Source organism: Roseicyclus sediminis (assembly GCF_025515305.1).
Classification (GTDB): Bacteria; Pseudomonadota; Alphaproteobacteria; order Rhodobacterales; family Rhodobacteraceae; genus Roseibacterium; species Roseibacterium sediminis.
Window position 1 is genome coordinate 43,787 of record NZ_JAOPHT010000009.1, and the last position, 22,927, is coordinate 66,713.

The 22,927-nt window shown below is 68.0% G+C and carries 22 protein-coding genes; 13 read left to right on the top strand and 9 right to left on the bottom strand.

What is annotated here, in order from left to right:
- Window positions 1-21 precede the first annotated feature (21 nt).
- The 5 genes from N8I71_RS12560 (at window position 22) to N8I71_RS12580 (ending at window position 5,005) form a co-directional block, all read left to right on the top strand.
- Window positions 22-1,185, top strand: coding sequence for a M20 aminoacylase family protein (locus N8I71_RS12560; protein ID WP_262878335.1), 1,164 nt, complete (start codon window positions 22-24; stop codon window positions 1,183-1,185).
- Between the two features lie 31 nt (window positions 1,186-1,216).
- Window positions 1,217-2,380 carry a M20 aminoacylase family protein gene (locus N8I71_RS12565; protein ID WP_262878336.1) on the top strand — a complete coding sequence of 388 codons (1,164 nt, stop codon included), beginning with the start codon at window positions 1,217-1,219 and terminating at the stop codon, window positions 2,378-2,380.
- A gap of 85 nt (window positions 2,381-2,465) precedes the next feature.
- Window positions 2,466-3,149, top strand: coding sequence for a phosphatase domain-containing protein (locus N8I71_RS12570; protein WP_262878337.1), 684 nt, complete (start codon window positions 2,466-2,468; stop codon window positions 3,147-3,149).
- A gap of 62 nt (window positions 3,150-3,211) precedes the next feature.
- Entirely contained in the window at window positions 3,212-4,462 is a 1,251-nt protein-coding gene (locus N8I71_RS12575) for an META domain-containing protein (RefSeq protein ID WP_262878338.1), read from the top strand.
- 117 nt (window positions 4,463-4,579) lie between these two features.
- A complete protein-coding gene (locus N8I71_RS12580; RefSeq protein WP_262878339.1) occupies window positions 4,580-5,005 on the top strand; it encodes a thermonuclease family protein in 426 nt (141 codons plus the stop codon).
- Window positions 5,006-5,008: 3 nt separating this feature from the next.
- Here the strand turns inward: N8I71_RS12580 and moaA are convergent, their stop codons facing one another.
- Window positions 5,009-6,019, bottom strand: coding sequence for a GTP 3',8-cyclase MoaA (moaA, locus tag N8I71_RS12585; RefSeq protein WP_262878340.1), 1,011 nt, complete (start codon window positions 6,017-6,019; stop codon window positions 5,009-5,011).
- A gap of 84 nt (window positions 6,020-6,103) precedes the next feature.
- On the opposite strand from moaA, the gene N8I71_RS12590 reads away from it, so the two are divergent.
- Window positions 6,104-6,577: a D-galactarate dehydratase gene (locus N8I71_RS12590; RefSeq protein WP_262878341.1), complete on the top strand. Its 474-nt coding sequence runs from the start codon at window positions 6,104-6,106 to the stop codon at window positions 6,575-6,577.
- Window positions 6,570-8,210, top strand: coding sequence for an AMP-binding protein (locus N8I71_RS12595; RefSeq protein WP_262878342.1), 1,641 nt, complete (start codon window positions 6,570-6,572; stop codon window positions 8,208-8,210). The genes N8I71_RS12590 and N8I71_RS12595 overlap by 8 nt, the downstream gene beginning before the upstream one ends.
- A 91-nt stretch (window positions 8,211-8,301) precedes the next feature.
- Here N8I71_RS12595 and N8I71_RS12600 read toward each other — a convergent pair whose 3' ends face one another.
- The 3 genes from N8I71_RS12600 to N8I71_RS12610 form a co-directional block, all read right to left on the bottom strand.
- On the bottom strand, window positions 8,302-9,585 hold the full coding sequence (locus N8I71_RS12600) for a DUF3422 family protein (protein ID WP_262878343.1): 1,284 nt from the start codon (window positions 9,583-9,585) through the stop codon (window positions 8,302-8,304).
- Window positions 9,586-9,807: 222 nt separating this feature from the next.
- Window positions 9,808-11,022 (bottom strand): kynureninase, encoded by a 1,215-nt coding sequence (kynU, locus tag N8I71_RS12605; RefSeq protein WP_262878344.1) that lies wholly within the window; start codon window positions 11,020-11,022, stop codon window positions 9,808-9,810.
- An 87-nt stretch (window positions 11,023-11,109) separates the two neighbouring features.
- The gene (locus tag N8I71_RS12610; protein WP_262878345.1) at window positions 11,110-11,871 is read right to left on the bottom strand and encodes an SDR family NAD(P)-dependent oxidoreductase; all 762 of its coding nucleotides are present in this window, start codon (window positions 11,869-11,871) and stop codon (window positions 11,110-11,112) included.
- A gap of 263 nt (window positions 11,872-12,134) precedes the next feature.
- Here N8I71_RS12610 and N8I71_RS12615 point away from each other — a divergent pair, with 263 nt between their 5' ends.
- The 3 genes from N8I71_RS12615 to N8I71_RS12625 all read left to right on the top strand — a co-directional run bounded on the left by N8I71_RS12615 (window position 12,135) and on the right by N8I71_RS12625 (window position 17,139).
- A complete protein-coding gene (locus N8I71_RS12615) occupies window positions 12,135-13,709 on the top strand; it encodes a Re/Si-specific NAD(P)(+) transhydrogenase subunit alpha (RefSeq protein WP_262878346.1) in 1,575 nt (524 codons plus the stop codon).
- A gap of 19 nt (window positions 13,710-13,728) precedes the next feature.
- Complete coding sequence (locus tag N8I71_RS12620) at window positions 13,729-15,237, top strand: NAD(P)(+) transhydrogenase (Re/Si-specific) subunit beta (protein WP_262878347.1); 1,509 nt, start codon at window positions 13,729-13,731, stop codon at window positions 15,235-15,237.
- A 117-nt stretch (window positions 15,238-15,354) separates the two neighbouring features.
- The gene (locus N8I71_RS12625; RefSeq protein WP_262878348.1) at window positions 15,355-17,139 is read left to right on the top strand and encodes a hypothetical protein; all 1,785 of its coding nucleotides are present in this window, start codon (window positions 15,355-15,357) and stop codon (window positions 17,137-17,139) included.
- 48 nt (window positions 17,140-17,187) lie between these two features.
- Here the strand turns inward: N8I71_RS12625 and N8I71_RS12630 are convergent, their stop codons facing one another.
- From N8I71_RS12630 to N8I71_RS12645, 4 genes are all read right to left on the bottom strand, one after another.
- Entirely contained in the window at window positions 17,188-17,598 is a 411-nt protein-coding gene (locus tag N8I71_RS12630) for an SET domain-containing protein (protein WP_262878349.1), read from the bottom strand.
- A 133-nt stretch (window positions 17,599-17,731) separates the two neighbouring features.
- On the bottom strand, window positions 17,732-18,190 hold the full coding sequence (locus N8I71_RS12635; RefSeq protein WP_262878350.1) for a DUF2267 domain-containing protein: 459 nt from the start codon (window positions 18,188-18,190) through the stop codon (window positions 17,732-17,734).
- A 43-nt stretch (window positions 18,191-18,233) separates the two neighbouring features.
- Window positions 18,234-18,410, bottom strand: coding sequence for a hemin uptake protein HemP (hemP, locus tag N8I71_RS12640; protein ID WP_262878351.1), 177 nt, complete (start codon window positions 18,408-18,410; stop codon window positions 18,234-18,236).
- A 70-nt stretch (window positions 18,411-18,480) separates the two neighbouring features.
- Window positions 18,481-19,620, bottom strand: a complete 1,140-nt coding sequence (locus N8I71_RS12645; RefSeq protein ID WP_262878352.1) for an acetoin utilization protein AcuC — start codon at window positions 19,618-19,620, stop codon at window positions 18,481-18,483.
- A 94-nt stretch (window positions 19,621-19,714) separates the two neighbouring features.
- Between N8I71_RS12645 and N8I71_RS12650 the strand changes: the two genes are divergently transcribed.
- The 3 genes from N8I71_RS12650 (at window position 19,715) to N8I71_RS12660 (ending at window position 21,663) form a co-directional block, all read left to right on the top strand.
- Window positions 19,715-20,200 carry an NUDIX hydrolase gene (locus tag N8I71_RS12650; protein ID WP_262878353.1) on the top strand — a complete coding sequence of 162 codons (486 nt, stop codon included), beginning with the start codon at window positions 19,715-19,717 and terminating at the stop codon, window positions 20,198-20,200.
- A gap of 83 nt (window positions 20,201-20,283) precedes the next feature.
- Entirely contained in the window at window positions 20,284-20,742 is a 459-nt protein-coding gene (locus N8I71_RS12655; RefSeq protein WP_262878354.1) for a DUF1178 family protein, read from the top strand.
- Window positions 20,743-21,111: 369 nt separating this feature from the next.
- Window positions 21,112-21,663, top strand: coding sequence for a VPLPA-CTERM sorting domain-containing protein (locus N8I71_RS12660; protein ID WP_262878355.1), 552 nt, complete (start codon window positions 21,112-21,114; stop codon window positions 21,661-21,663).
- Between the two features lie 64 nt (window positions 21,664-21,727).
- Here the strand turns inward: N8I71_RS12660 and N8I71_RS12665 are convergent, their stop codons facing one another.
- Complete coding sequence (locus tag N8I71_RS12665; protein ID WP_262878356.1) at window positions 21,728-22,924, bottom strand: glycosyltransferase family 2 protein; 1,197 nt, start codon at window positions 22,922-22,924, stop codon at window positions 21,728-21,730.
- Window positions 22,925-22,927: the final 3 nt, after the last annotated feature.

A 22,927-nucleotide genomic window follows, 5' to 3' on the forward strand; every position in this document is an offset into this window, starting at 1 on the left:
TGAAAGACCAGGAGACGCCCCATGCCGATCCGAAACCGTTTCGCCGAGATGCTGCCCGAGATCATGGAATGGCGGCAGCACCTGCACCGCAATCCCGAGATCCTCTACGAGGTCCACCAGACGGCGGCCTTCGTGGCGGAGAAGCTGCGGGAATTCGGCGTTGACGAGGTCGTAGAGGGTATCGGCAGAACCGGCGTCGTTGGGGTGATCCGGGGCAAGGGCGAGGGGACGCGCGCCATCGGCCTCAGGGCCGACATGGACGCGCTCCCGATCCACGAGGAAACGGGGCTCGACTATGCCTCGGAGGTGCCCGGCAAGATGCATGCCTGCGGCCATGACGGGCATACCTCCATGCTGCTCGGGGCCGCGAAGTACCTGGCCGAGACGCGGAATTTCGACGGCAGCGTCGTCCTCATCTTCCAGCCGGCCGAAGAGGGCGGGGCGGGGGCGGACGCGATGCTCCGCGACGGGCTGATGGAACGTTTCGGCATCGACGAGGTCTACGGCATGCACAATGCGCCGGGCGTTCCGATCGGCAGCATCGTCACCCGGCCCGGGCCTCTGCAGGCCTCCGCCGACGAGTTCGAGATCGTGGTGACGGGTCTCGGCGGGCACGCGGCCGAGCCGCACAAGGCCATCGACACCACGCTCGTCGCCGCACAGATCGTCGTCACGCTCCACACCGTGGTGTCGCGCAGCGTCGATCCGCTGCATTCCGTGGTGCTGACCGTGGGCACGTTCCAGACCGACTCGGGCGCGTCCAACATCATCCCGCAGACGGCGCGGATGCGCGGCACGGTCCGCTGCCTAGATCCCGCCGACCGCGAGATGATGGAGGCCCGCGTGCGCCGCGTGGTCGAGGACACCGCGAGCGCCTTCGGTGCGAAGGCCGAGCTGGCCTGGGAGTACGGCTACCCGGTGACGGTCAACGACGCCGAGGCGACGGAATGGGCCGTGGAGGCCGCGCGCGCGGTGGCCAACGAGGTCGCCGACGATGTCGACCCCATCATGCCGTCGGAGGATTTCTCCTACATGTTGAACGCCCGCCCGGGCGCCTATCTATTCATCGGTAACGGGGATAGCGCGATGTGCCATCACCCCAAGTACAACTTCAACGACGAGGCCATTCCCTACGGATGCAGCTTCTTCGCCGAAATCGTCGAGCGCCGCCTGCCCGCGCGCTGATACCCGAAGGTCCGAACAGGAGACGACAAGAATGCCAGTCAAGAACCGTTTCGCCGAGCTGATGCCGGAGATCGCGGAGTGGCGCCGCGACTTTCACGAACACCCCGAGATCCTTTTCGAGACGCACCGCACCGCCGGGATCGTCGCCGAGAAGCTGCGCGAGTTCGGCTGCGACGAGGTGGTCGAGGGGCTGGGCCGTACCGGGGTCGTGGGCATCATCAAGGGCAAGTCCGACACGAAGGGCCGCACCATCGGCCTGCGCGCCGACATGGACGCCCTGCCGATCCACGAGGAGACGGGGCTGCCCTATGCCTCGAAGACCGACGGCGCGATGCATGCCTGCGGCCATGACGGGCATACCGCGATGCTGCTCGGGGCGGCCAAGTACCTCGCCGAGACGCGCAACTTCGACGGAACCGTGGCCGTGATCTTCCAGCCCGCCGAGGAAGGCGGCGGCGGCGGGCGCGAGATGGTCGAGGACGGGATCATGGAGCGCTGGGGCATCGACGAGGTCTACGGGATGCACAACTGGCCGGGCGTGCCGACGGGGACGTTCGCGATCCGGCCCGGCCCCTTCTTCGCGGCGGCCGATCTCTTCACGATCCACGTCAAGGGCAAGGGCGGCCATGCCGCCAAGCCGCAGGAAACGATCGACACGACCGTGATGGCCGCTCACATGGTCCTCGCGCTTCAGACCATCGCCAGCCGCAACGCCGATCCGGTCAAGCAGGTCGTCGTCTCGGTCACCAGCTTCGAGACCGGGTCCAAGGCGCACAACGTGATCCCCGAGACCGTGACGCTGAAGGGGACTGTGCGCACCCTCGACCCGGATATCCGCGATCTTGCCGAGCGGCGCATGAAGGAGATCGTCGAGGGCACGGCCGCCACCTTCGGCGGCACCGCGCGCCTCGAGTACAAGCGCAACTACCCCGTCATGGTGAACTCCGATGAACAGACCGAGTTCGCCGCCGACGTGGCGCGTGCGGTTTCGGGGCAGTGCGAAGAGGCCCCGCAGGTGATGGGCGGCGAGGATTTCGCCTTCATGCTGAACGCCCGGCCCGGTGCCTACATCCTCGTCGGCAACGGCGATACGGCGATGGTTCATCACCCGCTGTACAACTTCAACGACGAGGCGATCCCGGCGGGCTGTTCCTGGTGGGCGGAGATCGTGGAGCGGCGCATGCCCGCGGCCTGACACGCGGGAGGCAGGCGGCGCGGCCCTTGCCCGCGCCGCCGTTTTCTGAGACATCGGCGGGCCTCATGCCCCGACACCGATGCCGATGCCGCTGTTTCGCCGCCTCTACGACCTCGAACGCCGCTGGCGCGCCCACTACAACGTGGTGCCTGTCGACGACGAGACGTGGCGGCGCGCGCGCATCTACAACGCCTGGTTCGATCACGCGATCCTGCGCACCTTCTGGACCAACGAGGCCGAGGTCGCTCCGGGCGTCCTGCGCTCGAACCACCCCACCAAGCGGCGCCTGAAACGGCTGAAGGCCGCGGGTCTGCGTTCGGTTCTCAGCCTGCGCGCCAGCCCCGGCGCGGCGCACAGCGCGACCGAGCGGCTGTGGTGCGAGGAACTGGGGCTGACGCTGCGGACCGTGGCGATGACGGACAAGGCGGCCCCGACGCCCGCCTCCCTGCTTGCACTCATCGAGACCTTCCGCGAGATCGAGCGGCCCTTCCTGATCCATTGCAAGGCCGGTGCCGACCGCGCGGGGCTGGCCTCGGCGATCTATCTCATGGTGTTCGAGGGGCGGCCGGTGGCCGAGGCGCGCAAGATGCTGTCGGTCCGTTTCCTCCATCTCCGGTCCTCGCGGGCCGGCGTCCTCGGCGCGGTGCTCGATGCCTACGAGGCCGATGGCGCCGGAGCGGCGATGCCCTTCGAGGCGTGGGTGGCGACCCGCTATGACCCTGCCGCCGTCGCAGCGGCCTTCGCGGCCGGGCGTGGCGGCAAGGGGTGATCGCCCCGACATTCTGGGTTATCCTGCCCCGGTCCGATCCAGAAAAGCCGAGGCGCCTGACCGTGACCCGATCCCCAGTCTTCCGCACCGCCGTCGCGCTGGCGATTGCCGCGCTTGTCGCCCCCGCATCCGCGCAGGACACGCGCGAACTCGGCGGCACGGCGAGTTATCTCGCGCGCATCGCGCTGGGCCCCGATGCTGTCCTGATGGTGGAAGCGCGGGGCGTCGGCGGGAGCGACCTCGGCCACCTCGCGCAGCCCACCGGCGGGGAGCAGGTGCCGCTTTCCTTCGCGCTGTCGGTTCCCGAAGGCCTCGATGTGACCCTGATGGTCGGGATCGCCGAACGCGGCGAGATCGCCTGGCTGGGCGACCCGTTACCGGTTCCGGCGGGCAATGAGGACGTCGCGCTCGGCGAGATCCTTCTTTCCCCATACACGGCCATCGGCTTCACCTCCGTGTTCCGCTGCGGCGACTGGGTGGTCGAGACCGGCTTCGCGGGCGAGGACGTGATCATGGATACGGGGCAAGGGCGCGTGCGCCTCGTCCCCGTTGCCGCGGCCTCCGGCGCGAAATTCGAGGCGCCCGGCGATCCCGGAACCTCGTTCTGGAATCACGGCGACAACGCCCTCGTCACCCTTGCCGGCGTCCAACTGCCGGAATGCCGCCTGACGCTTCCGGCGGATCGCGACGCCTACACGGCCCGCGGCAACGAGCCGTTCTGGAGCGCCAGTGTCGAGGACGGCCGGATGCGCCTCGTCCGGCTCGGCTTCGACGATCTCGACATGGCTGTCAGTGCCTCGAACCTCACCCCGGAGGGCGACATCGTCGTCGAGGCGACCGACCCCGCGCAGGCGCTGCGCGCGGTGCTGGTTCGCCGCCAAGGGCTCTGCCACGACGACATGAGCGGGATGGCCTATCCCGAAGCGACGGAGCTTGCCATGGGCGACAACGTGATGCGCGGCTGCGGTGGCGATCCGCGCGATCTTTTCGCGGGGCGTGAATGGGTCGTCGAGGACATCGAGGGCATGGGCGTGATCGACGCCAGCCGCGTGACGCTCCTGTTCGACCGGGAGGGCCGCGTGGCGGGATCGGGCGGCTGCAACCGCTGGTTCTCGAGCTACGAGCTCACCGGCGAGGGATTGAGCTTCGGGCAGGCCGGGTCGACGATGATGGCCTGCCCCGATGCGCTCATGACCCAGGAACGCCGTTTCTTCGACGCGCTGGGCCGGGTCATCCGGCACGACTTCGACGAGACCGGCGCGCTGGTGCTTCATGCGCCGGAGGGCGCGGTGATCCGGGCACGGGCGGAGTAGGTGATTTTCCGGAACCGGATGCCGGGGGAGAAGGCGTCGCCGCAAACATCCCGCTCCGGGAGAGGGCGAAGATTTGCGCGCGCCGTGCTGGCCGCGGCATGGTCCGGACCTTTCGCCATGTCGCCGCATGCGGCTGGCGCAGACGCGTCCTTTCACGGGCCGTATTCGGGTGAGGTGCTGCGCGTCATCGACGGCGACACGTTCGAGACCCGGGTCGAGATCTGGCCGAATATCGAAGCCGTCGTAAGCGTGCGTCTGCGTGGCTTCGACGCGCCGGAACTGTTCCGCCCCGATTGCGAGGAAGAGCGCCTTCAGGCGACCCTTGCCAAGGCGGTGCTGGAAGAGTTGCTTCCGGTCGGGCAGGAGGTGCGCCTCGAGGACGTGGAGGCCGGCGCCTTTTCCGGGCGGGTTGTCGCGACCGTCGATCGGGTGGCCGAGGCGAACGCGGTCAACCTCGGGATCCTTCTGGAGCGCAGGGGCTTTGTCCGGTGGGAGCCGGGAGATCCCGACATAGACTGGTGCGCAGGGCGCGGGGGCGACTGACCGTCAGCCCCCCGTATGGCTCATGTGGCGGCTGACCTGGCCGCCCACTTTCTGCCGGGAATAGTCGAAGTCGTGCCCCTTGGGCTTGCGTTCGATGGCGGCGCGGATCGCGTCCTCCAGCGGGGCGTCATCGCGCGACGCGCGGAGCGGCGCGCGGAGGTCGGCCATGTCCTCCTGCCCGAGGCACATGTAGAGTTCCCCGGTGCAGGTCAGCCGGACGCGATTGCAGCTTTCGCAGAAATTGTGCGTGAGCGGCGTGATGAAGCCGATCTTCTGCCCCGTCTCCTGCAATTGCACGTAGCGCGCGGGACCGCCCGTCCGCTCGGCGAGGTCGATCAGCGTGAAACGCTCGGCCAGTCGCGCGCGGAGGTCCTTCAGCGACCAGTACTGGTCCAGCCGATCCTCGTTGCCGAGATCGCCCATCGGCATGACCTCGATGAAGGTCAGGTCCATGTCGCGTGTCCGGCACCACTCCTGCAGCGTGAAAAGCTCGTCCTCGTTGAAGTCCTTCAGCGCGACGGCGTTGATCTTGACCCGAAGCCCGGCCGCCTGCGCCGCGTCGATCCCCTTCAGCACCTGCGGCAGGCGGCCCCAGCGGGTGATGTCGGCGAACTTTTTTTCGTCGAGCGTGTCGAGCGAGACGTTCACGCGCCGCACGCCGGCATCGAACAGCTCGCCCGCGAACCGCGCGAGCTGGCTGCCGTTCGTCGTCAGCGTCAGTTCCTTCAGCGCGCCGGAGTCGAGATGCCGCGTCATGGCGCGGAAGAAGGTCATGATGCCCCGCCGCACCAGCGGCTCGCCGCCGGTGATCCGCAGTTTCTCGACCCCGAGCCGCACGAAGGTCGAGCACATGCGGTCAAGCTCCTCCAGCGTCAGAAGCTCCTTCTTCGGCAGGAAGGTCATGTTCTCGGACATGCAGTAGACACAGCGGAAATCGCAGCGGTCGGTGACCGAAACGCGCAGGTAGGTTATCGCACGCGCGAAGGGGTCGATGAGAGGGGCGTCTCTTTCCATGGTGCGGAAGGTATGTAGAGGGCTCGCTGGCCGCAAGCATTCTGTTGATCGCGACAAGCAAATGCGCCTAGGCTCCCGACCATGATGAAACATGCGATTTCCATGTCACTGGTGCTGGCGCTGGCGGGTTGCGGCGGGGGCATCGGCTTCGGGTCGGGGGGAGGCGGGCTCTTCGGCGGGGATGGCGGTGGGGGCCTTTTCGGCCGCGACCGCACCGCGCCTTCGGCTGCCATGACGCCCGGCGAGGACACGCTGCGTCCGGAGGAGCGCCCAGGCGGCGAGGGCGCGGCGGAGCCGAGTGAAGGCGGGCTGATCCTCGGCTTTGCGGTGGCGAGCCTCGGAGATGCCTCGGTCCCGGGCCTGTGGCTGGAGACGCCGCTTGTCTCCGCCGAAGGCCCCGGTCGCGTGATCGGTCCCGACGGCCGCACGATCGTGGTGACGCTCAGGCCCTCGGGCGGCGGCCCCGGCACGGGGTCGCGCCTGTCGCTTCAGGCGATGCAGGCGCTGGGCCTCGACCTTGCCTCGCTTCCGACGGTGACCGTCATCTCGGATGCCTGACCTGCGATCCGCGCGGAGGCTCCTGCCGCGCCCCGCCTCCGGGCGGGGCAACTGGGAGAGACTTCGCGCGGGCTTTGCATGGGACATCCCCGACGCGGTGAACATCGCGCATCTGTGCTGCGACCGCTGGGCGGAGGCAGATCCATCGCGCGTCGCGGTGATCCATCTCGGCGCGGACGGGGCACGGTCGGAATGGACCTACGGCGACCTCAAGCGCGCTTCGGACCGGCTCGCGGCCGCGCTGGCGGCACAGGGGATCATGCGCGGCGACAGGGTCGCGGTGCTCATGGCGCAGAATCCCGCCGTCCTCGTGGCGCATCTCGCCGCGATGAAGCTGGGCGCGGTGTCGCTCCCGCTCTTCACGCTCTTCGGAGAGGATGCGCTGCGCTACCGGCTGCGCGACTCCGGGGCCCGTGCGATCGTGGTGGAGGCCGGTTCGCTCGACCGGGTCATGGCGCTCCGGCCGGACCTGCCGGAGCTCGAGGTCGTGGTGACGACCGGTCTTGCCGCGCCGCCGGTTCTCGCCTTCGACGAGATCCTCGCCACGCCCGCGCCGGGCTTCGTCTCCGTGCCGACCGACGCCGAGGACGCGGCGGTGATGATCTACACCTCCGGCACGACGGGTGATCCCAAGGGCGTGCTGCACGCGCACCGGTTTCTCTACGGGCACCTGCCCTGTCTCGAGCTTTCGCTGGGCTGGTTCCCGGGCGAGGGTGACATCGGCTGGACCCCGGCCGACTGGGCCTGGATCGGCGGGCTGATGGACATGGCGCTGCCCTGCCTATACTACGGTGTGCCGCTCGTCTCGCACCGCTTCGCCAAGTTCGACCCCGAGGCGGCGCTGGCGCTGATGGCCGCCGAGGGGGTCACGTCCGCCTTCATTCCGCCCACCGCTTTGCGCCTGATGCGTCAGGCGCCGGTCCCGAAGGGCCTGCGCCTGCGCGCCGTCGGGTCTGGCGGCGAGGCGCTGGGTGGCGATCTCCTCGACTGGGGGCGCGGGGCGCTCGGATGCCCGATCAACGAGTTTTACGGCCAGACAGAGTGCAACCTCGTGGTGGCCTCCGTCGACCGCGTGATGGAGCGGGTTCCGGGCGCCATGGGCCTGGCCGTACCCGGCCACGACGTCGCGGTTCTCGGCCCCGGCGACCGGCCCGTGGGCGCGGGCGAGGTAGGCGAGGTCTGCGTGCGCGCGCCCGATCCGGTCATGTTCCTCGAATACTGGGGCAAACCACAGGCGACGGCGGACAAGGTCGTGGACGGTTGGCTCCGCACCGGCGATCTCGCGACGATGCGCGACGATGGCCAGATGGTGTTCCACGCCCGCGACGACGACGTCATCACGAGCGCGGGCTACCGAATCGGCCCGGTCGAGATCGAGCAGGCGCTGGCGACCCATCCGGACGTTGTCATGGCGGCGGTGGTGGGGGAGCCCGACCCGATCCGGACCGAGGTGGTCGTGGCTCACGTCGTGTTGCGCGAGGGCGCGGACTGGACCGGCCTGCCCGAGGCGTTGCAGGCCCTCGTGCGCGACAGGGTCTCGGCCCATTGCGTGCCGCGCCGGGTGGTTCGTGCCGAAAGCCTGCCGATGACGGCCACGGGCAAGGTTCTGCGTCGGGCGTTGCGAGGGCAGTGAGCGCGGATTGCGGGGGCGGGCACCCCGCCTTTTTCAAAAGGCGGGCGAGGGTCTTGCAAGACCCTCGCCAAACTCTTGCAAGAGTTTGGCGTCACTTCTCCATCGAGCGCCGGATCGAGTGCACCGTCAGCCAGACGGCGAGGATGGTCGGCAGGACGGCCCCGGCGGTCAGGATGGTCTTGGAGACCCCGAGCGGTTCGGCCAGCGGTCCGAGGAGATAGACCACGAGGTTGACCGCGTAGTAGCTGATGGCCACCACCGACAGCCCCTCGACCGTCTTCTGCAGGCGAAGCTGCAGGTCCGAGCGGCGGTCCATCGAAGCCAGAAGCTCCTGGTTCTGCGCCGAGCGGTCGACATCCACCCGCGTCCGCAGCAGGTCGCCCGCCCGGATCGCCCGCGTCGTCATGGTCTCCAGCCGCGCCTCGGTCGACTTGACCGTCCGCATCGCGGGGTCGAAGCGGCGCATCATGAATTCCGCGAAGGTCTGCCGCCCGCGAAACCGCTCCTCGCGCAGAACGGCGACACGCTGGTTCACGATGGCGTCGTAGGCCGCCGTCGCGCCGAACCGGAACGAGCATTCGGTCTGAAGCTGCTCCAGTTCCGAGGCGATGGCGAGAAGCTGGCTCAGGGTCTCGTCCGGCTTCGCAAGATCGCCTGTCATGTCGCTGACGAGATGCGACAGACGCTCGTCGATCACCCCCAGCTTGGACGAGATGTGCCGGGCGCGGGGCAGGCCCAGCATCGACATGGTCTTGTAGGTCTCGATCTCGCAGACCCGCTGCACGATCCGTCCAAGGCGGCGATGGCCGGTGTCGGGCTGCGCGAAGACGGCGAACCGCAGATGGCCCGCCACGTCGATCCGGAAATCGCCGCCGATCACCGCGGTGTCGTCGAGCACGCGGGACACCGCGAGGCTCTCCGGCACGAACCAGTCGTGCATCAATTTCTCGACCTCGCCCTCATCCTCGGGGATCAGGGTATAGACGATGTGAGCCGAGGTGATCCGGGCGCCCGGTGCCTCGGCCAGCCATTCCTCGGGAAAGACCTCCCATGCCGAGGGATCGAAAGGCCGCGCGAGGCCGTTGTCGATGAAGGCCGTGTAGGTGACGAACTCCGTATGCTGTTCCCATTTCAGGCGGAACTTGCCGAGATCGCCGAAATAATGCGTTGCGTCGGGCTTGGGGTGCTGGACGCCGAACCGGTCGAGGAGCGCGATCAGGTGCGCCCGGTCGCGAGCGCGGTCGCGTTTCGCGGCCTGCTTGGGTTCCTTGATCGCAAGGTAGATCGCCTGTCCCGGCGCGGTGAGCGAGGGAAAGGGTCGGGCGTGCAGCTCGTTGGTGAGAGCGTAACGCAGCGGGTGGTCTTCGAGCGGCATCGCGGGCGGGCTCCTGAGGTGCCTGGCAGGATAGACCTATGCGGCCGAAGGTAAACGGGAAAATGCATTGAATTCCGGGGGCTTGCCGGGGTGCCATCGTATACGTACCGGCCAAGTCACTGGCCGGACGCGCAAAAAGCCCGCGCCCCATGCTGCACTGCGGCAAAAATTCGCCGTCTCGGCAGGGGCGCGTCCGGATCTCAGGTCGCCCTCAACTCGCCCTCAGGTCACCCGAGCGCGCGCCCGGAACTCGGGCCGCAGGTACTCACGGTCCGAAAGAACCTGCTCCAGGTGGGCCACGGCGCCGTCGATGTCGGCCTCGGTGACGTAGAGTGGTGCGATCCCGAAACGCATGATGTCGGGCGCGCGGAAATCGCCGACGACGCCCCGCGCGATCAAAGCCTGCATCGCCCCGTAGCCCTCGGCGAAACGGAAGGAGACCTGGCTGCCGCGCATCTCCGGATCGCGCGGCGAGGCCAGTTCGAGGCCCGGGCATCGTGCTTCCACGGCCCCGATGAACTGCTGCGACAGCGCGACCGAGCGCGCGCGGAGATCGGCCAGCGACACCCCCTCCCAGCAATCGAGCGCGGCCTCGAGCACGCGCATCTGCAGGATCGCGGGCGTGCCCACACGCATGCGTGCGATGCCCGGTGCGGGGCGGTATTCCGGCTCGAAGGCGAAAGGGTCGGCATGGCCGAGCCAGCCGTTCAGCACAGTGTGGGCCGTGTCGGCATGGCGCGGGGCGACGTAGATGAAGGCCGGCGCGCCGGGGCCCCCGTTCAGGTACTTGTAGGTGCATCCCACGGCGAAATCGGCGGCGGCGCCCGCGAGGTCCACCTCGAAGGCGCCCGCAGAATGGGCGAGGTCCCAGATGGTGACGATCCCGAGTTGATGGGCCCGTGCCGTCAATGCCGCCATGTCGTGGCGCCGGCCCGTCCGGTAGTCCACCTGCGTCAGCATCAGGACGCCCACGTCCTCGGTCAGGGCCTCGTCGACGGCATCGGGTTCGACCACGCGCAGGGTCATGTCGGACCGGAAGTTCCGGAGAAACCCCTGCGCCATGTAGAGGTCGGAGGGAAAGTTGCCGCTGTCGCTCAGCACGACCTTGCGATCCGTCATCGCCACCGCCGCGGCAAGGGCCTGGAAGACCCGGATCGAAAGTGTGTCACCGACCGTGACATGGCCGGGTTCGGCCCCGATCAGCGCGCCGATGCGGTCACCCAGCCTGTCCGGCAGACCCATCCAGTCGGCCCGGTTCCATCCCCCGATGACCATCTCCCCCCATTCGGTGAAGAGAGTGCGGCGCATCATCGCCTCGGCGCCCTTCGGCAGGGGGCCGAGCGAGTTGCCATCGAGGTAGATCTGCCCCGGCGGCAGGTGGAAACGCTCCCGCGTCGCTTCGAAGTCCGTCCTGCCCGGTGCCGTTGCGTCTTTCATCTCACCGTTCCCAACCCGTCCGCTTGTCGAAATGCGCCGGCACCGGCCCGCGCTGGGCCCCTGCATCGGCGTGGGCAGGCCGCGCCGTCATGCGACCTGTCCCCCCGCGACCTGGATCGCCTGGCCGTTCACGCTGCGGGCCGCGTCCGAGCAGAGCCAGAGCGCCACGGCGGTGACCTCGTCGGTCTCCAGCAACCGTTTGTGCCGGTTCCCGCGCGCAAGATAGGCGCGCGCCTCCTCGTCCGGAATTCCCTTCATTTCCGAGATCTCGGCGGCGTTCCGGTCGACGATGGGCGTGTCCACGTAGCCGGGGCAGATCGCGTTGAAGGTGACCGGGCCGCCCATGTACTCCTCGCTGAGACCCCGGATCAGGCCGATCACCCCGTGTTTGGACGCGGTGTAGGCGATGGCGTTGCGCAGGCCTCTGAGCCCCGCGATGGACGAGATGGCGATCATCCGCGCGGATTGTCCCGGCTCCAGCGTGGCCATGGCCGCCTGCAGCGTGAGAAAGGCGCCGTCGAGGTTGACCGCCATGATCCTGCGCCAGTGCTCGGCCGTCTCGCGGCGGAACGGCGCGGCTTCGGCGATGCCCGCGTTTGCCACGCAGATCGTCACCGGCCCGCGCGCGCGCGCGGCCGCGGCGATGCCGTCCCGCACGGAGGTCTCGTCGGCTACGTCCATCTGCAGCGGATGAAGTCGCGGGTTCCCCGCCGCCACCCTGTCCAGCCGTGCCAGGTCCCGCCCGGTGATCGTGACCTCGGCGCCCGCGGCGGCAAGCGCCTCGGCGATGCCCAGTCCGATGCCGGTGCCGCCGCCCGTCACCAGCGCGTGTTTGCCCTCATGTTCCATTGCCTGTCCTCCCGGCGTGACCCTTGGTCTTCTGCGGCCAAGGGCCGGATCCGTCGATGGATCCGCTTCCCCGAGGCAACCCTAGCGTGCGGCTCGGCGGGCGCAATCCGGCACGCGTTCGGGGCCCCCCGGACGTCGCGTTGCGGTTATTGCGTGGCATACCAATGCATACGAAATATTATGTCGAGCTGTGGGGCGTTGTGGTGCGGGGACGCTCTTGCTATTGGGGCTGTCGGACCTGCTCGGACATGAGGGGAAGTGCTTTGAAAATTGGGGCTCCGAAGGAGATCGAACCAGGCGAATCGCGGGTTGCGATGACGCCCGACAGCGCCCTGGCGCTGCAGAAGCTTGGCTACGACTGTTTCATCGAGGCCGGCGCGGGCGCTGCGGCGGGCTTTTCCGATGCCGCTTACGAGGCCGCGGGCGTCGAGGTCGTCAAGACCGCGGCCGCGCTCTGGAAGGCGGCCGATATCGTCGCCAAGGTGCGCCCGCCGACCGAGGCCGAGGCCAAGCGCCTGACCGAGGGGCAGCTCCTGATCTCCTTCTTCTGGCCGGGCCAGAACGAGAAACTCATGGAACTCGCCAAGTCCAAGAAGGCGAACGTCATCGCCATGGACATGGTCCCGCGGATCTCGCGCGCGCAGAAGATGGACGCCCTGTCCTCCATGGCGAACATCGCGGGGTACCGCGCGGTGATCGAGGCCGGCAACAACTTCGGCCGCTTCTTCACCGGGCAGGTGACGGCGGCGGGCAAGGTGCCGCCCGCGAAGGTCCTCGTGGTCGGTGCCGGCGTCGCCGGTCTCGCCGCGATCGGCACGGCGACCTCGCTCGGCGCGATCGTCTACGCCTTCGACGTGCGGCCCGAAGTGGCCGAGCAGATCGAGTCGATGGGTGCCGAGTTCGTCTTCCTCGAATTCGAGGAGACCGGACAGGACAGCGCCGCGACCGGCGGCTACGCCGCGCCCTCCAGCCCCGAATTCCAGGCCAAGCAGCTTGAGAAATTCCGGGAGATGGCGCCGGACATGGACATCGTGATCACCACCGCGTTGATCCCGGGCCGGCCCGCGCCGAAGCTCTGGACCAAGGACATGGTCGAGATGATGAAGCCGGGTTCGGTCATCATCGACCTTGCCGCCGAGCGGGGCGGCAACTGCGACCTGACGGTGATGGACGAGCGCGTAGTCTCCGACAATGGCGTCGTCATCATCGGCTACACCGACTTCCCCAGCCGGATGGCCGCGCAGTCCTCGACGCTCTACGCCACGAACATCCGCCACATGATGACCGACCTCACCCCCGAGAAGGACGGGCAGGTCGTGCACAACATGGAGGACGACGTGATCCGCGGCGCGACCGTCACCTATGACGGCGAGATCACCTGGCCGCCGCCGCCGCCCAAGGTCGCGGCCATCGCCGCCGCACCGAAGAAGGAGAAGCCGAAGGAACTGACGCCCGAAGAAAAGCGGGCGCAGGAAATCGCGGCCTTCAAGGCGCAGACGAAGAACCAGGTCACGCTGCTCGCCATCGGCGCGGCGCTTCTGCTCGGCGTCGGCCTCATCGCGCCGGCGACCTTCATGCAGCACTTCATCGTCTTCATCCTGTCGGTCTTCATCGGCTTCCAGGTGATCTGGAACGTGGCGCATTCGCTTCACACGCCGCTGATGGCCGTCACCAACGCGATCTCGTCGATCATCATCCTCGGCGCGCTGATGCAGATCGGCTCCTCCTCGGTGCTGATCACGGTTCTGGCCGCCCTCGGGGTATTCATGGCCGCGGTCAACATCTTCGGCGGCTTCCTCGTGACACGGCGCATGCTCGCCATGTTCCAGAAATCTTGAGCGGGCAGGGGTAGGACAGATGGATTTCGGATTCACCATTGCGGCCTACGCGGTCGCGGGCGTGCTCTTCATCCTCTCGCTGGGCGGCCTTTCGGGGCAGGAAAGCGCGAAACGCGCGGTCTGGTACGGCATCGTCGGCATGGCCATCGCGGTCATCGCGACGCTGATCGGGCCGGGCTCGGGCCTTGCTGCCATGTCGCTGATCCTGATCGCGGCGGGTGCGGCGGTGGGCTACCAGCTCGCCACGCGGGTGCAGATGACCCAGATGCCCGAGCTGGTCGCGATCATGCACAGCCTCGTCGGCCTCGCCGCCGTCTTCGTGGGCGTCAACGCGCATATCGAGATCGGCCGTGTGGCGGAAATCTTCGCCGCGGGCGGTCTGCCGTTCCCGCAGCCCGAGGGACCGCTCTCGGCGGAGGCCTACACGCTTCTCGGAACGCTGTCGAACTTCGCCGAACTGATCGGCAAGAAGACCGCGGTCGAGATCGGCATCCTGCGCGTCGAGCTGGTGCTCGGCATCTGGATCGGCGCCGTGACCTTCACCGGTTCGGTCGTGGCCTACGGAAAGCTTTCGGGCAGCTCCAGCCTCCTGCCGTTCAAGATCGACACGGCGGCGAAACAGCTTCCCGGTGGCCACATGCTGAACGCCGCGGCGGCCGCGGGCTCGGCCGTCCTGCTGATCATGTATCTCGGGGGCGCGGGCACCTGGTCGCTCGTCCTGCTGGCGATGCTCGGCTTCTTCATCGGCTACCACCTCATCATGGGGATCGGCGGCGCGGACATGCCCGTGGTCGTCTCGATGCTGAACAGCTACTCGGGCTGGGCGGCGGCGGCGATCGGCTTCTCGCTCGGCAACGACCTCCTGATCGTGGTGGGCGCGCTCGTGGGCTCGTCGGGTGCGATCCTCAGCTACATCATGTGCAAGGCCATGAACCGGTCCTTCGTCAGCGTGATCCTCGGCGGCTTCGGCGGCGCGACCGGCGAGCAGATGGCGGTCGAGGGCGAGCAGGTGGCGATCGATGCCGACGGTGTCGCGACGGCGCTGAACGAGGCCGACAGCGTCATCATCGTGCCGGGCTACGGCATGGCGGTGGCCCAGGCGCAGCAGTCTGTCAGTGAGCTGACGCGCAAGCTGCGGGCCGCGGGCAAGGAAGTGCGCTTCGCCATCCACCCGGTCGCGGGCCGTCTGCCGGGGCACATGAACGTGCTTCTGGCCGAGGCCAAGGTGCCCTACGACATCGTGCTCGAGATGGACGAGATCAACGAGGACTTCCCAGATACGGACGTCGTCATCGTCATCGGCTCGAACGACATCGTGAACCCCGCCGCTCAGGACGACCCCAACAGCCCCATCGCCGGTATGCCGGTTCTGGAAGTCTGGAAGGCCAAGCAGGTCTTCGTCTCCAAGCGCGGCCAGGGCACCGGCTATTCCGGCATCGAGAACCCGCTGTTCTACAAGGAGAACACGCGCATGTTCTACGGTGACGCGAAGGCCTCGATGGACAGCCTCCTGCCGAAGCTCGGCTGAGGCGAAAACGCCGAAGTACAAGAGGGCCCCGGCGATGACGCCGGGGCCTTTTTCGTTGCCTCGGGCGCAATGAGCGGCAAGTCTGGTGAAAAATGTGCCCCACAGGTGCGAGTGACCATGGCGAGACTATTGTTCGCGTGGCTGGTGGCCGCGTTCCTTCTGCCGACCCCCGCCGCGGCGCAATGGCAATACGAGGAAGGCGGCGGCGAGGCGCGGGCCTATGTGATGGGCCAGAACGGGACGTCCTTCGGTTTCCGGTGCACCTCGGAAGCCGTGGACCGGCAGAATATCCTGCTCGACCTGATGGTCATTCCCTCGGCCGGCATCGAGGACGTGGAGGATGTCGTCCAGTTCGAGATCGGAACCTGGACCTTCAACGTCGAAACCGTCCGCGCCGCGATGAACGGACGCCTCGCCCGGTACCAGTCGAGGTTTCCCTTCTTCGATTCCGTCACCGAGAACATGCGCCGGCAGGTTAAGGGCGGGAGTGCCGTGCGCTTCACGCGGAGTTTCGACTTCGCGCTGATGAGCTTTTCGCTGCGCGGTTCCAGGAACGCCATGGAGCGACTGGAGGCGGCCTGCCCGAGGCTCTGGGCCGGCGGGGGCACGGGCGGCGGGACGGGCGTGCCCCTGCCGCAGGCGTCCGCGCCGCCGGTCGGTGCCGGGTCCGGCTTCGTGGCGACCGACCTCGGCGCAACGCCGATCGCGCCCGGCGGCGGGGGCGGGAGCGGAGCCGACCTGACGGCGCCGGCATGGCAGTTCTCCCGGACGGCTGGCCGGTCGGTCTCGGCGCTCATGCCCGGTGGAAACGATGTCAGCCTGATGCTCAGTTGTGACCCGGACCGGGTCGGAAACGAGCTGGTCTGGGTGATTTCGGCGCGGACGCGCGGCACACCGCAGGCGTTCGGCGAACTGCCTGTCCGAATGCTTCTCGATGGGGATCCCTTTCCGCTGCAGAGCGTCCAGCGCGACCGGCTGACGGCGCAGCACACGGCCTTCATCGTGCCGATGGACCTTGAGCGTCATGGCGGCCTGATCGCCGCCTTCGCCCATGGCTGGAGCGTCGAGTTGCCCGACCAGGACCTGATCTCCGGCGGCCGCTTTTTCTCGGGCGGCTCGACCGAAGCGCTCGACCAGGTGCTCGGAGCCTGCGGCGCTCCGGATGTCGTGCACTTCACGGGGCTTCATCCGCGTGACGGATCTCCGAACTCCTCGGTCAACACCTGGCGCGCCTCGCGGTCGAACGGGCTGCAGTCCCGCATCTGGCTCGTGTCCGCGGATGGTCATTGGGTGACGCTCAGCTGCGCCGGGCAGGGCAACCTGCAGTTCGAGATTTCGCTGTTCCGGCGGGAAGGCGTGACCTGGCCGGACAGGATCGATGTGGCGGTCACAATCGGCGGCAGGAATTTCCCGTTGCCGGACGGGGCGAGCGGCAGGCCGGACACGGGGGCACGGCAGTACTACTCGTTCGTTCTGCCGCCCGACGCGGCCGCCCCGCTGCTGTCTGCTCTGGCCGTGCCCGGCGCCCGCGCCGAGATCCCGGCCACCGAGCTGATCGAGTCCGCAAGCTTCGCCTCGCTCGCCGGCGCCGAGCGCGTTGCGGAGCTTTCAACGACCTGCAGCGGCGGTGCGCCGCCCGCGTCGATCCCGCCGCAGGCGCTCGAGGTGCTGGGGGACTACATCGCCTCTCTCGTCGCCCCCCAATGCGCGCCCGGCAGCACGCCCGAGGTCTCGGGAGGGTCGATGATGATGCAGGGGGCGCGCGTGAGTGCGTTCCCCGGTCGGACCGGATGCGCATGGGCATCCGGCGTCAATCCCTATTGCCGGGGGCAGGTCTGCCAGATGTGGGTCTACGAATTCGACGGTGCCGCCTTCACCCTTGTCGAGACCGGCGAGCGATAGCGGCTTGCGGCCGGCGGTTGCCCCGCCGGCCATCCGCGATGCGTGGCTTCAGGCCGCGGCGACCGCGTTCACCCTGTGGCGCGGCGGCTGCATCGTGATCTCGCCCAGCGTGAAGCTCGAGTAGTGGCAGGTGAATTCCGTGCCGGCGGGGATGTCCCGGCGTGCCACGCCCACCGCGGGATCGGAGAAGTCGAGGTTCGGTTCGTCCGCGTGGTTCATGAAGCGACCCTCGTCGCTTTCCAGGACGACCTGGGAAAGGTCGTTCCAGTCGGGATAGGTGTAGCGTTCGAGGAATTCCCGAACATGCGGTTCGGCGGCTTCCACGAAGCTTACCGGGATGCGTACGTCCAGGACGGGCTCGGCGCGCCAGACCACCTGGCCCTGCTTGATGTCGTCATGGCAGAAGACGCCCAGTCCCTCGATGTCGGACGGGGCGAGGTAGCAGCGCACTGTCATCATGCGCCTGTTCCTTCTGAAAGGCCGGTCCGCCCTCCGGGGATGTTGGGACGAGCCGATGGGCTCGACGCGGGCGGTCGCGTGAAACGGGAAGATGCGCGCTTCGTGGCGTTTTGCAAGATGGCTTCGCAGCAGACTACACGATGCGCGGAGCGAGGTCTCCCGGGTCCGCGTCGGGAAGGCTCCAGATCGCGGCTGCGCCGTCTGGAAGGGTGGCGAGGACGCGCTCCAGATCGGCATGGCGAACCGAACGCCAGAGCGCCCGCGCGGTGGCCTCGATCGCGTTGTCCGGCGTCAGGTTGTGGTGCGGGCGCAGCGCCTGCGCCTCGCGCACCAGATCCTCTTTTGGAAGGAAGGGCGGGGGCGGGTCGGAGGGTGTCCATCCTGCCACGAAGATCGCGCGCGGCACCGCCGGCAGGACGGAGGCGAAGCGCAGGCCCTCCTCCGCCGTCAGGCGCGCGCGGAACACGTGGAACACGCCATCGATCGCCGTATAGGCCATGTTGTCCGACGTGAGGCCCGTCGCCTCCTTCACGTCGTCGAGGAAGGCGCGCCATTCGCGGCTGGCATGGCGGTAGGTCCAGGGCATCGGCATGGGGCCAGCCTCGCGCGCGCGCCGCGGACCCGTCAAGCGCCGCTCACTTCGTCAGGATCAGCTTGCCCGCCCGCGTGATCCGAAGCGTGTAGGTCTTGCCATCCAGCATGATGAAAGCCGTGCCTTCGTCCCCCGTTAGGCGGCGGGCGTCGTGGATCGGCAGGGTCGGGCCCGGGACGGGCTGCGCTTCGGACGGGGCATGCGAGGACAGGTAGCTCATGGCGGATCTCCCGGTTGGTCTGTCGCTGCCTGCAATCCTGAGCAAAACACTCAGCCTTGTCAATTCCGAGTTAATTGATCGGAATGGTCCCGCGCATCACTGCCCTTGCCGCGAGGGTCCTGATCCGGTCACGGATTTCCGGACGCACTGGACCGGGACGCGGCGCGTCGCGGAGCGTGGTGAACCAGTGCCCCGGCGGGTTGCGCCCCGCGCGCGCGTTCTCCCAGTGCAGGGCGCGCAGGACGGCCTCGGCCTCTGCCGGCAACCGGTCCGGTATCTCGCGCCGGTTGAGCGTCGCCCAGACGCCGGTCCAGAGCCGTCCGACCGACCAGGGATTGTAGCCGCCGCCCCCCAGCACGAGGAGCCGTGGCGCCCCGAGCTCCATCAGCCCCGAGAGAACCTCCCAATGCGCGTTGTTCGAGAGCGAAAGGCGCGACAGCGGGTCTTCCTCGACGGCGTCGGCACCGCATTGAAGCACGATGGCCTCGGCCCCGAAGGCCGCGACGGCGGGAAGGATCAGGCGGTCGCGGATCTCGGCCATCTCGCGGTCGTTCAGGCCGCGCGGGACCGGAAGGTTCAGGCAGTTGCCGCCTCCGTCCTCTTCCAGCGCGCCCGTGAAGGGCCAGCGCCGTTCCTCGTGGACCGAGATCAGCAGGGTTTGCGGGTCGCCGGCGAGGCCATGCTCCACCCCGTCGGAATGGTGGGCGTCGATGTCGACATAGGCGATCCGACCCACACCCGCCCGCCGGAGGGACAGGATCGCGAGGACCGGGTCGTTGAGGTAACAGAAACCGCCCGCCCGGTCGGGAAAGCCGTGATGCGTGCCGCCGCCGGGATGGTAGACCACGCCGCCCTCCCGCAGCAGTTCCCCTGCCAGCAGGGAGGCGCCCGCCGCGGTGGCGGGGCGCCGGAACATCTCGGGGTAGATCGGATTTGAGACCGTGCCGAGACCGTGGCGGGCGCGAACCTCGTCGCTGACGGCCTGTGCCCGCTCGGCCGCCTCGAGCGCGGCGACATACTCCGGCGTATGCCAGATCGTCAGTGCGGCCGGCTTGGCGCGCGGGCTTGGCCGGTACTGGTCGGAGCCGAGCCATCCCAGCGCCCGCGACAGGTCCATCACCGTCGAGACGCGCGGCACACGCAGGGGATGCCGCGCCCCGTAGGACGAGGCGCGGTAGATCTCGGAACCGAGGAACAGGGGCGCATCCATCCCGGTGCCAGCTATCTTCTCCTGCCGGGCGGTCAAGGCGCCCCGATCGCCTGACCGTTGATCGGTGGCGCACGTCGTGCGATACGGGGCGGCCATGACGAAGAAACCCGCCATCCAGACGCCGCTGCGCATAGGCGCGGCCGCCAAGCGCGAGACCCGGACCCAGTTCGGCGCGCTCTGCTACCGGCGTGCCAAGTCGAAGAAGTCCGGCTTCGAGGTGCTGCTCGTTTCGTCGCGCGATACGGGGCGCTGGATCATTCCCAAGGGATGGCCCGTCGACGGCGAGACGCCGGCTGCCGCCGCCGCGATGGAGGCCTGGGAAGAGGCCGGCGTCCGCGGGCGGGCGCATGAAACCTGCATCGGGCATTTTTCCTACCACAAATGGATCGACGAGGAACTGTCGCTGCCCTGCATTGTCGGCGTCTTCCCGGTCGAGGTCCTGCGGCTCGACGACGATTACCCCGAGGCCCAGGAGCGCAAGCGCAAGTGGTTCTCGCCGAAGAAGGCCGCGCAGCGCCTGAGCGAGCCCGAATTGCGCCAGATCGTCCAGAGCTTCGATCCCGCGCGTCTGCCGGGCTAGGGAGACGCCGCGAAACCGGGGCATGCGGCGCTTGAAGCGGCCGGTGGCTCGCATATCTAGTTTGTCGGCAACCGAATGAACGCATGATCCGCTACGCTCTCAGATGCGCCGCCGACCACCGCTTCGAAAGCTGGTTCCAGTCGGCATCGGCATATGACGGCCTCGCTGAACGGGGCCTCGTGTCGTGCCCTGTCTGTGGCGGCAACGACGTGACCAAGGCCATGATGGCGCCGCGCGTCGCCTCGGTGGACGCTCCGGAGGGCAAACGGGTCGCGGTCGATCAGGCCGCGGCGCAGAACCGGCCGCTGAGCGGCCCGGCGCATCCGGCCGAACAGATGCTGAAGGCGCTGCGCGACCATGTCGAGAAGACGTCCACCTACGTGGGACGCCGGTTCGCCGCCGAAGCGCGTGCGATGCATCTCGGCGAACGGGACGAGGGTGCGATCCATGGCGAAGCCACCCCCGAAGAGGCCCGCGCCCTGATCGAGGAAGGCGTGCCGATTGCGCCCCTTCCCATGCCGATCCGGGGCAAGAGCAACTGAAGACCCCCATTTTCGCCACAATTGGCGGCGCGTCGAAACACCGTTTTGCTTCCTTGGCAACAAACGGTGAGGCCGTTCATATATCTCTGATAAGTAATCAGAAAATTTCCCGCATGGTCCCGTGACGGGACGCTTCGCGTTCTCGGGCCGTGGTGCCGCCAATGTCCGTCATGGACACGGCGGCGCCGATTTGGCATTCGTGTGACATAAATATGGCGCTTCCCGTCCAGGCATTTTCGCATCTCACGCCGGGAAGCTTTTTCGCCAAAAGCATTTGATATCGGGAATACGATAATGTTCAGGAAATTGGCAGGAATCGCGCTTGCGGCGGCGTTGGGGCTGGGGGCCCCTGCATCCGCTTCGACCGTGATGGATTTCTCACTCGATGGGTCCGGCTCCAGCGCAAATGTCCTCAGTGTATCGGGCAGCTTCTGCTCGATACTGGCAACGTGCTTTGACGTCGGCATCGCGCCGGGCTTCGGCGGGTCTTCGAATTTCTCGCTCGCGGAAGGCGCGTCGCGCACGTTCGACTTCATCAGGTTCGCGTTCAACGGCGACCTGAACGGCAGCTACCGCCTCAGTGCGACGCTGGCGTTCACGCAGCCCGTTGCGACCTCCGTCACCGATACCGGTGGCGGGCAGTTCATGGCGGTCTCCGGCGTGTTCACCGGCGGCAGCCTGACCTGGGACCAGACGTCGCCGACCGTGGTGACAATGGGGGACGGGTCGTCCTTCTCGGTCGCATTCAACAACTTCGCCTACGGGCAGGGCGCGATTCTGAACGGTCCGGTCATGGGAACGGCCACCGTGACCGCGCTGAGCGTGGCGCCGGTTCCGCTCCCGGCGACGGGGCTCTTGCTGGTGGGCGGGCTCGGTGCCATCGCGCTGGTGCGCCGGAAGGCATCGCGCAAGACCGCCTGACAGCACCTGGCATCTCTGCAGCGAAACGGCGGTCCGCAAGGGCCGTCGTTTTCCATTTCGGGTCTCAGGTTCGGGAACCCGTGTCCCGTGCTTCGAGTTCCGCCCGGTCGCGCGCGTCGCGCTCCGCCTCCAGCTTGGCGACCGAGGCCGCGACATGCTTCGCGATGGCATCGGGGGGCATCCCGTCGCGGAGCATCTTGTCGACGATCGCGCGCCCTCTCGGCCCGAGCGGCTGCGTGAACAGGAGATTGTCGAGCCCCTCGTAGGGCACGCCCGCCATGTGATCGAGGCGGTTCATGCGCCGGGGATGTTCGCGCTCGGCCCGCAGCCGTTCGATCTGAACCGCGTGCCATGCCAGCCCCTCGGACAGGAGCCCCGACAGCACGGGGTCGCGCAGGTATTCCTCCATCTTCTCGCGGACCGCCGGAACATGGGACAGGAGCGCGGCGCGCTCGGTCTCGTTGCGGTCGAAGACGCCGAAATAGGTGGCGTCGTACTTGTCGGGCTTGGCGTTCACGTTGCCGCGCAGCTGCCGCAGCAGGAACGCCTCCCGGCTCTTGACCGCGAAGTGGGCGAGCTCGACGAGATCATAACCCAGCGTCGCCGCCGACGAGCGCCACATGCCTTCCATGAACTGGCGCGTCATCGGCCGCCCCGAGCCGTTGACCCAGGCCATCTCGGCGAGCCGTTCCATGCGTTCCGGCTCGCGGCCAGCGCCCTTCACGGTGGGGCGATGGATCCCGAGTTTCATGTCCGCGAAGGGCCGGAACAGCGTCTTGACGCCCCATCCCTTGCGGAAGTCGTCCGGCGCGCCGCGCGTGTAGCTCTCGATCACGAGGCCCGGGTTCCAGTCGGTCAGCCCGTTCGACCCCATGATCCGCCATGTGATCACGATCCCCTCCGTCCCCGCCGGCACCGCGGCGACGAGGTCCGGCAGGCGCCCGTCTCCCACCTTGATCGACAGGAACTCGTCGGCGTCGAGCACGATCAGCCAGTCGGTATCGAGGATCGAAAGGTCCTTCTGAGCGGCCCGGAGTGCGAGCGGCTGCGGCTTGCCGTCGGGCGGCACGGGGTTGTCGCGTCGGGTCACCGGCGCCCCGATCTGCGTCAGCCGGTCGAGCATCGCATCGGTGCCGTCCCGGCAATCATTGGTGTAGACGAAGATCCGGTCGAAGCCGATCACCTGCTGGAAAGCGACCCATTCGAGCAGCGACGGCGCCTCGTCGCGCATCATCGTCAGAGCTGTGAAGCGCTCGGTCATGGC

Excerpts from the sequence above, each read along its gene's own strand:
- N8I71_RS12625 (WP_262878348.1), top strand. The coding sequence starts at position 15,355 with ATGGCGAGACTATTGTTCGCGTGGCTGGTGGCCGCGTTCCTTCTGCCG.
- N8I71_RS12665 (WP_262878356.1), bottom strand. The coding sequence starts at position 22,924 with ATGACCGAGCGCTTCACAGCTCTGACGATGATGCGCGACGAGGCGCCG.
- N8I71_RS12630 (WP_262878349.1), bottom strand. The coding sequence starts at position 17,598 with ATGATGACAGTGCGCTGCTACCTCGCCCCGTCCGACATCGAGGGACTG.
- N8I71_RS12600 (WP_262878343.1), bottom strand. The coding sequence starts at position 9,585 with ATGCCGCTCGAAGACCACCCGCTGCGTTACGCTCTCACCAACGAGCTG.
- N8I71_RS12620 (WP_262878347.1), top strand. The coding sequence starts at position 13,729 with ATGGATTTCGGATTCACCATTGCGGCCTACGCGGTCGCGGGCGTGCTC.
- N8I71_RS12660 (WP_262878355.1), top strand. The coding sequence starts at position 21,112 with ATGGATTTCTCACTCGATGGGTCCGGCTCCAGCGCAAATGTCCTCAGT.
- N8I71_RS12645 (WP_262878352.1), bottom strand. The coding sequence starts at position 19,620 with ATGGATGCGCCCCTGTTCCTCGGTTCCGAGATCTACCGCGCCTCGTCC.
- N8I71_RS12610 (WP_262878345.1), bottom strand. The coding sequence starts at position 11,871 with ATGGAACATGAGGGCAAACACGCGCTGGTGACGGGCGGCGGCACCGGC.
- N8I71_RS12565 (WP_262878336.1), top strand. The coding sequence starts at position 1,217 with ATGCCAGTCAAGAACCGTTTCGCCGAGCTGATGCCGGAGATCGCGGAG.
- N8I71_RS12560 (WP_262878335.1), top strand. The coding sequence starts at position 22 with ATGCCGATCCGAAACCGTTTCGCCGAGATGCTGCCCGAGATCATGGAA.
- kynU (WP_262878344.1), bottom strand. The coding sequence starts at position 11,022 with ATGAAAGACGCAACGGCACCGGGCAGGACGGACTTCGAAGCGACGCGG.
- N8I71_RS12590 (WP_262878341.1), top strand. The coding sequence starts at position 6,104 with ATGAAACATGCGATTTCCATGTCACTGGTGCTGGCGCTGGCGGGTTGC.
- N8I71_RS12655 (WP_262878354.1), top strand. The coding sequence starts at position 20,284 with ATGATCCGCTACGCTCTCAGATGCGCCGCCGACCACCGCTTCGAAAGC.
- moaA (WP_262878340.1), bottom strand. The coding sequence starts at position 6,019 with ATGGAAAGAGACGCCCCTCTCATCGACCCCTTCGCGCGTGCGATAACC.
- N8I71_RS12580 (WP_262878339.1), top strand. The coding sequence starts at position 4,580 with ATGTCGCCGCATGCGGCTGGCGCAGACGCGTCCTTTCACGGGCCGTAT.
- N8I71_RS12635 (WP_262878350.1), bottom strand. The coding sequence starts at position 18,190 with ATGCCGATGCCCTGGACCTACCGCCATGCCAGCCGCGAATGGCGCGCC.
- N8I71_RS12650 (WP_262878353.1), top strand. The coding sequence starts at position 19,715 with ATGACGAAGAAACCCGCCATCCAGACGCCGCTGCGCATAGGCGCGGCC.
- hemP (WP_262878351.1), bottom strand. The coding sequence starts at position 18,410 with ATGAGCTACCTGTCCTCGCATGCCCCGTCCGAAGCGCAGCCCGTCCCG.
- N8I71_RS12595 (WP_262878342.1), top strand. The coding sequence starts at position 6,570 with ATGCCTGACCTGCGATCCGCGCGGAGGCTCCTGCCGCGCCCCGCCTCC.
- N8I71_RS12570 (WP_262878337.1), top strand. The coding sequence starts at position 2,466 with ATGCCGCTGTTTCGCCGCCTCTACGACCTCGAACGCCGCTGGCGCGCC.